Source organism: Pseudomonas sp. 3A(2025) (assembly GCF_054589175.1).
On the sequence record NZ_BAAILM010000113.1, the window covers coordinates 542,495 to 555,765 of the forward strand.

The following is a 13,271-nucleotide window of genomic DNA, read 5'->3' on the forward strand; positions in this document are numbered from 1 at the left end:
TGTTCAGCGTTTTTTTGGTTTCTTGCTCTTCTTTTTGCTGCTCAGCGGCATGACCTGCTCGAATGCCTTGCGCATCTCGTTCAGGCGCTTGTCATTGGCATCATGGATACGCTTGGCGCGCTCGGCGCCGAAATCGATCAGTTGGGCTTCATCGCTCATGATGGGCAGTTCTCTGACAACAGGGTTGGCCAGATGTATCAGACCTCGACGTCGACCCACAAGCCCTGACGCGGCTCGTTGTCGATCAACGGCACCACCGGCACGGTGTTGTCGGCATTCAGCGAGTCGCCGGGGATGACCAGCAACTCGTCATCATGGTCGTGCTCGGGCGGCGCCTCGCCACGTTGCTGACGCTGCTGGCGTTCCTGCTCTTCACGCAATAGCAGTGCCGAACGCTCGGCGTCTTCGTAGCGCAGGTCGATGGTGGTTTCACTGGAGCTCGGTTGCACCGGCGCAACAGGCGGGACATCCGGCAGGCGTTTGGCCGGGTCCAGTTGCGAAGTCACTGGGACCACACTCAGAGGAAGCGTCGGTTGCAGCATGATGGGTTCTCCTGTTATCAGGCTTTCGGCGGCCATTTCGTCGACTTGAGCCTTTGCGGCAGAACTTTTCGACTATGTTTTGGGCAATTAGTGCCCTTGACAGGCACCATGGCCGCACGCACAGGCATAAACCTGCTGTTTTTTCACGTCGCCTTTGGTCTTGGCAGCAGGTTCCGTTACCATAGCCCGCTTTTTCACCGCGGAGACAGGCAGCATGGCGCAGCAGTATCAACCGGGGCAACGCTGGATCAGCGACAGCGAAGCCGAGCTCGGATTAGGCACCGTTCTGGCACAGGATGGCCGCTTATTGACCGTGCTCTATCCGGCCACTGGCGAAACCCGCCAGTACGCACTGCGCAACGCGCCATTGACCCGCGTGCGCTTCTCGCCAGGTGACCAGATCACCCATTTCGACAACTGGAAACTGACCGTACGCGAAGTCGAAGACGTCGACGGCCTGCTGGTCTATCACGGCTTCAACAGCCAGAACGAACTGGTGACCCTGCCGGAAACCCAGCTGTCGAACTTCATTCAGTTCCGCCTGGCCACCGACCGCCTGTTCGCCGGGCAGATCGACCCGCTGTCGTGGTTCTCGCTGCGCTACAACACTCTGGAGCACACCAGCCGCCAGTTGCAGTCTTCGCTGTGGGGCCTGGGCGGCGTGCGTGCGCAACCGATCGCGCACCAGTTGCACATTGCCCGTGAAGTGGCCGACCGCATTGCGCCGCGGGTTCTGCTGGCAGACGAAGTGGGCCTGGGCAAGACCATCGAAGCGGGCCTGGTGATCCATCGCCAGCTGCTCTCGGGCCGCGCCAGCCGGGTACTGATCCTGGTACCGGAAAACCTCCAGCACCAGTGGCTGGTCGAAATGCGTCGGCGCTTCAACCTGCAGGTCGCGCTGTTCGACCGCGAACGCTTTATCGAAAGCGATGCAGGCAACCCGTTCGAAGACACCCAACTGGCACTGGTTGCGCTGGAGTGGCTGGTCGAGGACGAAAAGGCCCAGGACGCGCTGTTTGCCGCCGGCTGGGACCTGATGGTGGTCGACGAGGCGCACCATCTGGTCTGGCATGAAGACAAGGCCAGCACCGAATACTCGCTGGTCGAGCAACTGGCCGAGGTCATCCCCGGCGTGCTGCTGCTGACCGCAACCCCTGAGCAATTGGGCCAGGACAGCCACTTTGCGCGCCTGCGCCTGCTGGACCCGAACCGTTTCCACGACCTGGCCGCCTTCCGCGCCGAGAGCGAACATTACCGCCCGGTGGCCGAAGCGGTGCAAGAGCTGCTCGACAAGGGCAAGCTGTCGGCCAAGGCGACCCAGACCATCAGCGGCTTCCTGGGCGCCGAGGGCGAAACCCTGATTACTGCCGTGAATGCCGGCGACGACGAAGCCAAGGCGCGCCTGGTGCGCGAACTGCTCGACCGTCACGGCACCGGCCGCGTGCTGTTCCGTAACACCCGTGCGGCGGTGCAGGGCTTCCCGCAACGTCAACTGCACCCCTACCCGCTGGCCAACCCGGACGAGTACATGGAGCTGCCACTGGGTGAGCATGCCGACCTGTACCCGGAAGTCAGCTTCCAGGCGCAAGCCGAGACGGGCGACGAAGAGCGCTGGTGGCGCTTCGACCCACGGGTCGAGTGGCTGATCGACACGCTGAAAATGCTCAAGCGCGTCAAGGTGCTGGTGATCTGTGCCCACGCCGAAACCGCCATGGACCTGGAGGATGCCCTGCGCGTGCGCTCCGGCATTCCGGCCACCGTGTTCCATGAAGGCATGAACATCCTGGAGCGCGACCGCGCTGCGGCCTACTTCGCTGACGAAGAGTTTGGTGCCCAGGTGCTGATCTGCTCGGAAATCGGCAGTGAAGGCCGCAACTTCCAGTTTGCCCATCATCTGGTGCTGTTCGACCTGCCGGCCCACCCGGACCTGCTGGAACAGCGCATCGGCCGTCTGGACCGGATCGGCCAGAAGCACACCATCGAACTGCACGTGCCGTACCTGGAAACCAGCCCGCAGGCGCGGCTGTTCCAGTGGTACCACGAAGCGCTGAATGCCTTCCTCAATACCTGCCCGACCGGCAACGCGCTGCAGCATCAGTTCGGCCCGCGCTTGCTGCCGCTGCTCGAAGGTGGCGATGATGACCAGTGGCAAGCGCTGATCGATGAAGCCCGCGCCGAGCGCGAGCGCCTGGAAAGCGAACTGCACACCGGCCGCGACCGTCTGCTGGAGCTCAACTCCGGCGGCGCAGGTGAAGGCGAGGCGCTGGTCGAGGCAATCCTGGAGCAGGACGACCAGTTCTCGCTGCCTATCTACATGGAAACCCTGTTCAATGCCTTCGGCATCGACAGCGAAGATCATTCGGAAAACGCGCTGATCCTCAAGCCCAGCGAAAAAATGCTCGATGCCAGCTTCCCGCTGGGCGACGACGAAGGTGTGACCATCACCTACGACCGCAATCAGGCGCTGAGCCGCGAAGACATGCAGTTCATCACCTGGGAACACCCGATGGTGCAAGGCGGCATGGACCTGGTGCTGTCCGGCTCCATGGGCAACACGGCCGTGGCGCTGATCAAGAACAAGGCACTCAAGCCCGGCACCGTACTGCTGGAGCTGATTTACGTCAGCGAAGTGGTCGCCCCGCGCGCCCTGCAACTGGGCCGTTACCTGCCACCGGCGGCGCTGCGCTGCCTGCTGGACGGCAATGGCAATGACCTGTCGGGCCGGGTGTCGTTCAACACTCTCAACGACCAGCTCGAAAGCGTGCCACGCGCCAGCGCCAACAAGTTCATCCAGGCCCAGCGCGACGTGCTGACGCCGAAGATCAACTCTGGCGAAGCCAAGATCGCCCCGCGCCATGCCGAGCGCGTGGCCGAGGCCCAGCGTCGCCTGGCCGCCGACACCGAAGAAGAACTGGCACGCCTGACCGCCCTGCAAGCGGTCAACCCGACCGTGCGCGACAGCGAGCTTGAAGCGCTGCGCAAACTGCGTGAGCAAGGCCTGGCCATGCTCGACAAAGCGGCCCTGCGCCTGGAGTCGATCAGGGTGCTGGTCGCGGGTTAACCCTCTGCGGCTCTACAAACGCGCCCGCATTGCTTCGGCATCGCGTCCGAAGCTGCGGGTTGCCAGCAGCAGAAACACCAGCGTCATCAGCAAGGCTGCCGGGATCAGGTACAAGGCCCCGTGCAGCCCGACCGCCTTGAAGGTTTCGGTCATTTGCAGCGCGCCCGCCGCCAGCATCGCCTGTTGGGCGAAATGATCGGACAACAGCCCCACCATCACCGGCCCCAGGCCGCCCCCAAGCAGGTATAAGCCTGCGAAAAACAGCGCCATGGCCGTGGCCCTCAAGCGAGGCTCCACCACGTCCTGGATAGCCGGATACACACAGGTGTAGAAGTTATAGGCAAACAGCCAGCCCAGGCTGAAGACCGCCACGAACAGCGTGATCGCTACCTGCCCCGCCAACAGCGCATAGCCGGTTGCAAGGGTCGCCACCAGCATGCTCAACGCCGCAAACCACAGCCGGCCGTTGACTGAACGCTCGTGCAGCTTGTCGGCCACCACCCCGCCCAATGTCAGGCCGAACAACCCGGTGACACCGACGATCACCCCGGTGGCCACTGCCGCTTCCTGCAATGACACCTGAAAATAACGTTGCAGCATCGGCACCATGAACGAGTTGCAGGCATAAGCGGCGAAGTTATAGGCAAGCCCCGCCAGCATCAGCCAGCGAAACGTGGCGATGCCCAGCAACCGGCGAATGGGCCGCTCGATCTTCGCTTGCGACACCACCACGCTTTCCGCTGCCCCGCGTTGTGGTTCGCGGATAAAAAACATGAACAGCGCCAGGATCAGGCCCGGCACCGCCGCAATAAAGAACGGCGCCCGCCAGCTGTCGAAGGCCTTGACCATCGCGCCGATGGTAAAGAACGCCAGCATCAAGCCCAGCGGCAGGCCGAGCATGAAGATGCCCATGGCCCGCGCCCGACGCCGTGCCGGAAACAGGTCGCCGATCAGCGAATTGGCCGCCGGCGCGTAACTGGCCTCACCGATGCCGACCCCCATGCGCACCAGCACGAAGGCCCAGAAACTGCTGGCCATGCCGTTGATGGCCGTCAGCGCGCTCCAGACTGCCAGACCGCCGCCCATGATGGCCCTGCGTGAACCGTTATCGGCCAGACGCCCCAGCGGCAGGCCGGCGATGGCGTAGACCAGGGTGAACGCGGTGCCCATCAGCCCGAGCTGGAAATCGCTCAGGTGCCACTCCAGACGGATGGGTTCGGTGACGATCGAAGGAATCGCCCGGTCGAAAAAATTGAACAGGTTGGCCAGAAACAGCAAAAACAGAACGCGCCAGGCGTTGCTGGCCTGGGTGGAAACATCCGGCAGGGGCTTGTTCATGCAGGCATCCTTGCTGTGCGGGGTATCGGCGACGATAAATTAATCATCGATGGAACTGGCGAGTTTTTATCAGCTTCTATACTGATAACCGAATCGCCAACCGGAGCATAGAGCCCTTTGGCGACCCTGGCAGTGAAGATATAGGGCTCGCTATGGAATGGCCGGGTTTGCATGTGTTTGTCGGGCTTCCGACATCGGGGCAAGTACTGACTGACTGCAGTCACAATGTTTTTCTGGTTGCGCTGGCCTACGGCGTGATCTGTGCTGCCTGTTTCGCCAGCATGGACATCGCCGATCGGGCGATCCATGTCGAGCCGAGTCGCAATCGGCGCCTGTGGAAGTGTCTGGGCGCACTGTGTCTGGCAGGTGGCGTGTGGGCCATGCACTTCATCAGCATGCTGGCCTTTCAGGCCCCGCTGAACATCACCTTCGATTTGAGCATCACCCTGATCTCACTGTTGATCGTGGTGTTCGCCGGCGCCCTGGCGATCCGCAGCCTGTGCCTGGAAACCCTGACGATAGCCAGTACGCTGTTCAACGCCGTACTGATCGGTCTGGGCATCAGCGCCATGCACTATGTCGGTATGGCGGCCATGCGCTCCAATGCCAGCCAGTATTACGACCCGTCCCTGTTCGGGCTGTCAATTGCGCTCGCGATCCTGGCCAGTGCGGCGTTGTTGGTCGTGCCCAGACTGCTGCGCAAGCACAGCGGCATGTTCCATCAGATGTTCCGCTATGGCACCAGCATGTTGCTGGGTGCCGGCTTGCTGGCCATGCACTTGTTGGGAATGGAAGCTTTGCGCTTGGTGCTGCCCGAAGGCACGCCACTGCAAATGCCTAATACCGAGAACAGCCAGCAACTGGGCCTGACCCTGGCCACCATCACCCTGCTGATCATTGCCGGCAGCATCAGCGCGGCCATGGCCGACAAGAAGCTGCAAGGCAAAGAGCGCGACCTGCAGCGGGTCAACGCCCTGCTCAGCCAGCTCGATCAGGCGCGGGTATCGTTGCAACAGGTCGCGCACTACGACCCCTTGACCAACCTGGTCAACCGTCGCGGCTTTAACCAGTTGTTCGCTGAAAAGCTGGTCGAGCACGCGTCCAATGACGGCATGCTGGCCGTGATGTTTCTCGACATCGACCATTTCAAGCGTATCAATGACAGCCTGGGGCACGATGCCGGCGACGAATTGCTCAAGGTCATCGCCGAACGCATTCGCAGTGCCACCCGCATACAGGATGTGGTATCGCGCTTTGGGGGCGACGAGTTCTGCATCCTCATCAGCATTCCGCATTACGAAGAAGCCAGGCACCTGGCGAACCGGGTCATGCAAAAAATGAAAGAGCCCATCGCCCTGGCCGGACGGCGCATGGTCATGACCACCAGCATCGGCATCGCGGTATTCCCTCGCGACGGGTCGAGCAGCGACGAATTGCTCAAGCACGCCGACCTTGCGCTGTATCAGTCCAAAGGCAACGGACGCAACCGGGCGAATTTTTTCAGCCCTGCACTCAAGACCAAGGCCAGCCTGGAACTGCACCTCGAAGAAGAGTTGCGCAACGCCCTGCGCGAAGAAACCGGGCTGCAGGTCTATTACCAGCCCATCATCGACCTGCGCACCGGGCATGTCGCCAAGCTGGAGGCGCTGGTGCGCTGGGAGCATCCGCAACATGGCTTGCTGACCCCGGATCGCTTCATCGGCATCGCCGAAGCCAATGGCCTGATCGCCGACCTGGACAACTGGGTGCTGCGCCGGGCCTGCAAGGACCTGGGTGCCTTGCGCCTGGACGGCTTTGAAAAGCTGATCATCGCGGTCAATTGCTCGGCGCTGAACCTGGCCCGCGAAGAGCTGGGCGAGGAAGTCGAGGACGCCTTGCGTCAGGCCGATGTCGCGCCGGGGCGGCTGGAACTGGAGGTCACTGAAAACGCGCTGATGGGCAATATCAGCAACACCATCGTGCTGCTCAAGCACATTCGCAGCCTGGGTGTGTCACTGTCGATCGATGATTTCGGCACCGGTTATTCGTCGCTGGCCTATCTCAAACGTCTGCCGCTGGACACGTTGAAGATCGACCGCTCGTTCATTCAGGACATTCCCAAGTCGCCTCAGGACATGGAAATCGTTCACGCGATCATTGTGATGGCCCACACCCTGCACTTGAAAGTGGTGACCGAAGGCGTCGAAACCCCGGCACAGCTGGACTTTCTCAGCCAGTACGGCAGCGATTATGTGCAGGGCTATCTGTTCAGCAAGCCGCAGCCGCTGGAGCGACTGCTGCCCATGATCACGCAAATGAACGAGTGTGAGCCGGTCAGCCTGTGGCCCGCTTCGCTGATGCTGCAGGACCGCCTGCTGGAAACCGATATGCCCCGGTCAATGGATTTGTTTCACGACCTGCCTGCACCGCCGAATCATTACCCGGGCAGCAACCCGCAACGCACCAAACGAACGCGTTGGTCGGATTGAACGACAGTCAGACAAAGCGACACCAGAACAGCGCACCGATACGCACCACAAAGAAGCATAAATCAGTTGCTTGCCCTGTCCTGGATCAGAATCCACGGTGAGACCACCACGGCCCACAGTTGCGCATCACGCTCGAAAAAGTCCAGCGCCCTTGTTTCAGACACCTTGGCGACCTGTCCTGCGTCCATCCAGGTTGCCAGCGTGCCTGCCTTGTCTTCGGCCAGGGCCTCGCCCACGGCGATCAGATCAAGTGCTGGATCGACCCACAACAGGGCACCCTTTGCAAAGAATGGTTGCAATTGATGCCAGGGAATAATCGCGGTCTCACCGAGGATTTTGGCATAGAGGGTGCTTGGTTCTTGGTTCATGGGTTTCACCGAGTGGAAATCGTCGCAATGATAGCGCCGGCTTTCCCGGATAAAAACCCGGCAACACCCGCGTACGGCGGCACATGCGTCTTTTTTGCAAGGTTCGATGCGCCGGTTCGCAGGTTATCCGGGCCGTAGCGAAAAGCCGCGCCGCCACCGCATAAGTAACACCCGCAGGTCATCTGAGCGAGAACTGGCAACACGCCGAAAACCGAAACGACAGTGCAATTATGTAACTTTCTGTCGATCAGGCGACATGCAGCGGATCTTATCCAGACTGCCAGCTTTTCAAGCGATCCAGCGGCACTCTAAACTGTGCCGGTACAGTTGGCAGGGCGGGGAAAGACCGGTTGCACATCATCCGGTCCTGCAGCCTTGGCCGTCAGGATTATAAAAACTACAACGCAAGAGTGGAGCATCATGATCAAGGGTACCAAGAAGCTTTCCAAGCTGTTTGCGGCACTGGTAATGGCAGGCGTTGCAAGCCATTCGTTCGCAGCCGATACCATCAGGATCGGCATCGCAGGTCCCAAGACCGGCGCTGTTGCCCAATACGGCGACATGCAGTTCAGCGGTGCCAAAATGGCCATCGAGCAGATCAACGCCAAGGGCGGCGTTGCCGGCAAGAAACTTGAAGCGGTCGAATACGATGACGCCTGCGATCCCAAGCAAGCCGTCGCGGTTGCCAACAAGATCGTCAACGATGGCGTGAAGTTCGTCATCGGCCACCTGTGCTCCAGCTCTGCCCAGCCGGCTTCGGACGTTTACGAAGACGAAGGCATCATCATGGTCACCCCGGCTGCCACCAGCCCGGACCTGACCGCCCGTGGCTACAAACTGGTGTTCCGCACCATCGGCCTGGACAGCGCCCAGGGCCCGGCCGCCGGCAACTACATCGCCAAACAGGTCAAACCGAAAGTGGTTGCGGTCATTCACGACAAGCAGCAATACGGTGAAGGCATCGCCACTGCGGTCAAGCAGACCCTGGAAAAAGACGGCATCAAGGTTGCCCTGTTCGAAGGCATCAATGCCGGCGACAAGGACTTCTCTTCGCTGATCGCCAAGATGAAGCAAGCCAACGTCGACTTCGTCTACTACGGCGGCTACCACCCGGAGCTGGGCCTGATCCTGCGCCAGTCCCAGGAAAAAGGCCTGAAGGCCGGCTTCATGGGTCCTGAAGGCGTGGGCAACGCCTCGATCTCGCAGATCGCCCAGGATGCTTCCGAAGGCCTGCTGGTCACCCTGCCGGCTTCGTTCGACCAGGACCCTGCCAACAAGGCACTGGTCGATGCGTTCAAGGCCAAGAAAGAAGATTCCAGCGGCCCGTTCGTGTTCCCGTCCTACGCCGCTGTCCAGGTGATCGCCGACGCCATCACCCTGGCCAAGAGCGAAGACACCGACAAGGTCGCGGCCGCCCTGCGCGCCAACACCTTCAAGACCCCGACCGGCGATCTGGCCTTCGATGACAAGGGCGACCTGAAGGACTTCAAATTCGTGGTCTACACCTGGCACAAAGACGGTACCAAGACCGAAGCGCCAGTGAAGTGATTTCACCCCTTCGATGAACACCAGAGCCCACTGCAATCGCAGTGGGCTTTGTTTTACGCGGTGCATGGCGTCCACAAGACGCTTACGCACCCGAACAACTCGAAGCCGTGCCCGACGTTCAGCGGGCTTGTGTCAACGTGGAGCGATACCACGACGCGCAGGCGCACAACGACCGACCCATGAACCGCGTGCAGGTTTTCAGGAGCGCTGTAATGCCCGAGATAGACATCTATCATTTCTTTCAACAGCTGGTTAATGGCATGACCATTGGCAGCACCTACGCCTTGATCGCCATTGGCTACACCATGGTCTACGGCATCATCGGCATGATCAACTTCGCCCACGGCGAGGTGTACATGATCGGTTCCTACGTGGCGTTCATCGCCATTGCGGGCCTGACCATGATGGGCCTGGGCAGTCTGCCCCTGATCATTACGGCGGCCTTCGTGGCCAGCATCGTGGTGACCAGTGCCTATGGCTACACCATCGAACGGGTTGCCTACCGGCCGCTGCGCGGCAGCAACCGGCTGATCCCGTTGATTTCCGCCATCGGCATGTCGCTGTTCCTGCAGAACACGGTATTGCTGTCGCAGGACTCCAAGGACAAATCGATTCCCAACCTGATTCCAGGCAACTTCGTGTTTGGCTCGGCCAGCACCCATGAAGTGGTGATCTCATACATGCAGGTGCTGATCTTCATCGTCACCGTGATCACCATGCTCGCACTCACCTGGTTCATCTCGCGCTCACGTCTGGGCCGCGCCTGCCGCGCCTGCGCCGAAGACATCAAGATGGCCAACCTGCTGGGTATCAACACCAATAACATCATTGCCCTGACCTTCGTGATCGGTGCGGCACTGGCTGCGGTTGCAGCGGTGCTGTTGAGCATGCAGTACGGGGTCATCAACCCGAACGCGGGTTTCCTGGTCGGCATCAAGGCGTTTACCGCAGCGGTACTGGGCGGCATCGGCAGCATTCCGGGCGCCATGCTCGGCGGTCTGGTACTGGGTGTGGCCGAAGCCTTCGGTGCCGATGTGTTCGGCGACCAGTACAAGGATGTCGTGGCATTCAGCCTGCTGGTACTGGTGCTGTTGTTCCGGCCGACCGGTCTGCTGGGCCGCCCGGAGGTTGAAAAAGTATGAGCAAGAATCTCAAGTCGGCATTTTTCAGCGCCTTGCTGGTGCTGGCCGTCGCCTACCCGGTGCTGGGCCTGAAGCTGGAGATCGTCGGGGTCAACCTGACCGTCCTCAATGCCAGCAGCTCGACCGTCGCGATCATCCTCGGCAGCGCCCTGGCGATCTTCCTGCGCGTGTTGTTCCACGAGCAGATTTCGGCCCTGTGGCGGTCCTCGCCGAGCCTGCCGGTGGTGCCGGCCAAGGCCAGCAATTTTCTGACCCTGCCGAGTACCCAGCGCTGGATCATTCTGGCGATGGTCATGGTCGCACTGGTGTGGCCGTTCTTCGGCTCGCGCGGCGCGGTCGACATCGCCACCCTGATCCTGATCTACGTGATGCTCGGCCTGGGCCTTAACATCGTGGTCGGCCTGGCCGGTCTGCTCGACCTTGGCTATGTGGGCTTCTATGCGGTCGGCGCCTACAGCTACGCCCTGCTGTCGTTCTACTTCGGCTGGGGCTTCTGGATCTGCCTGCCGATTGCCGGGATGATGGCCGCGCTGTTCGGCTTTTTGCTGGGCTTTCCGGTCTTGCGTTTGCGCGGTGACTATCTGGCCATCGTGACGCTGGGCTTCGGCGAAATCATTCGCCTGCTGCTGCGCAACATGACCAGCTTCACCGGCGGCCCCAACGGTATCAGCAACATCGAGAAACCGACCTTCTTCGGTCTGTCGTTCGAGCGCAAGGCTGCCGAAGGCATGCAGACCTTCCACGAGTTCTTCGGCCTGCCGTACAACTCGATCAACAAGGTGATCTTCCTTTACCTGGTTGCCCTGATGCTGGCGCTGGTCGCGCTGTTCGTCATCAACCGCCTGCTGCGCATGCCGATCGGCCGTGCCTGGGAAGCGCTGCGTGAAGACGAAATTGCCTGCCGTGCGCTGGGCCTGAACCCGACCGTCATCAAACTTTCGGCGTTCACCCTGGGCGCTGCCTTTGCAGGTTTTGCCGGTAGCTTCTTTGCCGCTCGCCAGGGCCTGGTCACGCCGGAATCGTTCACCTTCATCGAGTCGGCGATCATTCTTGCCATCGTCGTGCTCGGCGGCATGGGCTCGCAACTGGGCGTGATCCTGGCGGCGATCGTGATGATTCTGCTGCCCGAACTGATGCGTGAATTCAGCGAATACCGCATGTTGATGTTCGGCGCCATGATGGTGCTGATGATGGTCTGGCGTCCTCAAGGCTTCCTGCCCATGCAACGTCCTCATATGGAGCTGCGCAAATGAGCCGCCCACTATTGCAAGCCTCGGGTCTGTCCATGCGTTTCGGTGGCCTGCTGGCCGTCAACGGCGTGGCGCTGACCGTCAATGAAAAACAGGTGGTGTCGATCATCGGCCCCAACGGCGCCGGCAAGACCACGGTGTTCAACTGCCTGACCGGTTTCTACAAACCGACCTCGGGCAGCATTCTGCTCGACGGCGAGCCGATCCAGGGTCTGGCCGGCCATCAGATCGCCCGCAAGGGCGTGGTGCGCACCTTCCAGAACGTACGGTTGTTCAAGGAAATGACCGCCGTAGAGAACCTGCTGGTGGCTCAGCATCGCCACTTGAACACCAACTTTCTGGCTGGCCTGTTCAAGACACCGGCGTTCCGCCGCAGCGAGCGCGAGGCCATGGAGTACGCCGAATACTGGCTTGAGGCGGTCAACCTCAAGGAATTCGCCAACCGTCCGGCCGGCACCCTGGCCTACGGTCAGCAACGCCGCCTGGAAATCGCCCGCTGCATGATGACCCGGCCGCGCATCCTGATGCTCGATGAGCCGGCGGCGGGCCTTAACCCGCGCGAAACCGAAGACCTCAAGGCCTTGATCGGTGTGCTGCGCAACGATCACAACGCCACGGTATTGCTGATCGAGCACGACATGAAACTGGTCATGAGCATTTCCGACCACATCTTCGTGATCAACCAGGGCACGCCCCTGGCCAACGGTGTACCGCAAGAGATCCGCGATAACCCGGACGTCATCAAAGCCTATCTGGGGGAAGCGTAAATGCTCCAGTTCGAGAACGTTTCGACCTTCTACGGCAAGATCCAGGCGCTGCACAGCGTCAATGTCGAGGTGCGCAAGGGCGAGATCGTCACCCTGATCGGCGCCAACGGTGCCGGCAAATCCACCCTGCTCATGACCCTGTGCGGTTCGCCGCGCGCGCACAGCGGCAGCATTCGCTATCTGGGTGAAGAGCTGGTGGGCCAGGAATCCTCGGTGATCATGCGCAAGAGCATCGCGGTGGTGCCTGAAGGCCGCCGCGTGTTCGCCCGCCTGACCGTCGAGGAGAACCTGGCCATGGGCGGCTTCTTCACCGACAAGGGCGACTATCAGGAGCAGATGGACAAGGTCTTGCACCTGTTCCCGCGCTTGAAAGAACGCTTCAGCCAGCGCGGCGGCACCATGTCCGGCGGCGAGCAGCAAATGCTCGCCATCGGCCGCGCGCTGATGAGCAAGCCTAAACTGCTATTGCTCGACGAGCCGTCGCTGGGCCTGGCACCGATCATCATCCAGCAGATCTTCGACATCATCGAACAACTGCGTCGCGATGGCGTAACGGTGTTTCTGGTCGAACAGAACGCCAACCAGGCGTTGAAGATCGCCGACCGCGCCTATGTGCTGGAAAACGGCCGGGTGGTGATGGAGGGTTCGGGCGAGCAACTGCTGACCGACCCGAAAGTGCGTGAAGCGTATCTGGGCGGTTGAAGCTTTTCGCGGCTGAAGCGGTTCGCCGCTTCAGCCGCGAAAGCGGCAACATGAACAAACCCTGACAAACCGCGCTCCCCTCTTG

11 protein-coding genes are annotated in these 13,271 nt (G+C 61.0%); 7 read left to right on the forward strand and 4 right to left on the reverse strand.

Going from position 1 to position 13,271, the window contains the following annotated elements; all coding sequences use genetic code 11:
- Positions 1 to 3: 3 nt before the first annotated feature.
- Both ACYP2A_RS29105 and ACYP2A_RS29110 read right to left on the reverse strand, forming a co-directional pair.
- The gene (locus tag ACYP2A_RS29105) at positions 4 to 159 is read right to left on the reverse strand and encodes a hypothetical protein (RefSeq protein WP_459749379.1); all 156 of its coding nucleotides are present in this window, start codon (positions 157 to 159) and stop codon (positions 4 to 6) included.
- A 38-nt stretch (positions 160 to 197) separates the two neighbouring features.
- Complete coding sequence (locus ACYP2A_RS29110; protein WP_459749380.1) at positions 198 to 542, reverse strand: aspartate-semialdehyde dehydrogenase; 345 nt, start codon at positions 540 to 542, stop codon at positions 198 to 200.
- A 214-nt stretch (positions 543 to 756) separates the two neighbouring features.
- Between ACYP2A_RS29110 and rapA the strand changes: the two genes are divergently transcribed.
- Positions 757 to 3,603 (forward strand): RNA polymerase-associated protein RapA, encoded by a 2,847-nt coding sequence (gene rapA, locus ACYP2A_RS29115; protein ID WP_459749381.1) that lies wholly within the window; start codon positions 757 to 759, stop codon positions 3,601 to 3,603.
- 12 nt (positions 3,604 to 3,615) lie between these two features.
- Here rapA and ACYP2A_RS29120 read toward each other — a convergent pair whose 3' ends face one another.
- Positions 3,616 to 4,941, reverse strand: coding sequence for a spinster family MFS transporter (locus tag ACYP2A_RS29120; protein WP_459749382.1), 1,326 nt, complete (start codon positions 4,939 to 4,941; stop codon positions 3,616 to 3,618).
- Positions 4,942 to 5,093: 152 nt separating this feature from the next.
- Here ACYP2A_RS29120 and ACYP2A_RS29125 point away from each other — a divergent pair, with 152 nt between their 5' ends.
- Positions 5,094 to 7,409, forward strand: a complete 2,316-nt coding sequence (locus ACYP2A_RS29125) for a putative bifunctional diguanylate cyclase/phosphodiesterase (RefSeq protein WP_459749383.1) — start codon at positions 5,094 to 5,096, stop codon at positions 7,407 to 7,409.
- Between the two features lie 62 nt (positions 7,410 to 7,471).
- On the opposite strand, the gene ACYP2A_RS29130 is transcribed toward ACYP2A_RS29125, so the two are convergent.
- Complete coding sequence (locus tag ACYP2A_RS29130; RefSeq protein WP_459749384.1) at positions 7,472 to 7,777, reverse strand: DUF2288 domain-containing protein; 306 nt, start codon at positions 7,775 to 7,777, stop codon at positions 7,472 to 7,474.
- 420 nt (positions 7,778 to 8,197) lie between these two features.
- On the opposite strand from ACYP2A_RS29130, the gene ACYP2A_RS29135 reads away from it, so the two are divergent.
- From ACYP2A_RS29135 to ACYP2A_RS29155, 5 genes are all read left to right on the forward strand, one after another.
- Complete coding sequence (locus ACYP2A_RS29135; RefSeq protein WP_459749385.1) at positions 8,198 to 9,325, forward strand: branched-chain amino acid ABC transporter substrate-binding protein; 1,128 nt, start codon at positions 8,198 to 8,200, stop codon at positions 9,323 to 9,325.
- 212 nt (positions 9,326 to 9,537) lie between these two features.
- Positions 9,538 to 10,467: a high-affinity branched-chain amino acid ABC transporter permease LivH gene (gene livH, locus ACYP2A_RS29140; RefSeq protein ID WP_459749386.1), complete on the forward strand. Its 930-nt coding sequence runs from the start codon at positions 9,538 to 9,540 to the stop codon at positions 10,465 to 10,467.
- Positions 10,464 to 11,720, forward strand: a complete 1,257-nt coding sequence (locus ACYP2A_RS29145) for a high-affinity branched-chain amino acid ABC transporter permease LivM (protein ID WP_459749387.1) — start codon at positions 10,464 to 10,466, stop codon at positions 11,718 to 11,720. Before livH ends, ACYP2A_RS29145 begins: the two co-directional genes overlap by 4 nt.
- Positions 11,717 to 12,484, forward strand: coding sequence for a high-affinity branched-chain amino acid ABC transporter ATP-binding protein LivG (gene livG, locus ACYP2A_RS29150; RefSeq protein ID WP_459749388.1), 768 nt, complete (start codon positions 11,717 to 11,719; stop codon positions 12,482 to 12,484). Before ACYP2A_RS29145 ends, livG begins: the two co-directional genes overlap by 4 nt.
- Positions 12,485 to 13,186 carry an ABC transporter ATP-binding protein gene (locus ACYP2A_RS29155; RefSeq protein ID WP_459749389.1) on the forward strand — a complete coding sequence of 234 codons (702 nt, stop codon included), beginning with the start codon at positions 12,485 to 12,487 and terminating at the stop codon, positions 13,184 to 13,186.
- Positions 13,187 to 13,271: the final 85 nt, after the last annotated feature.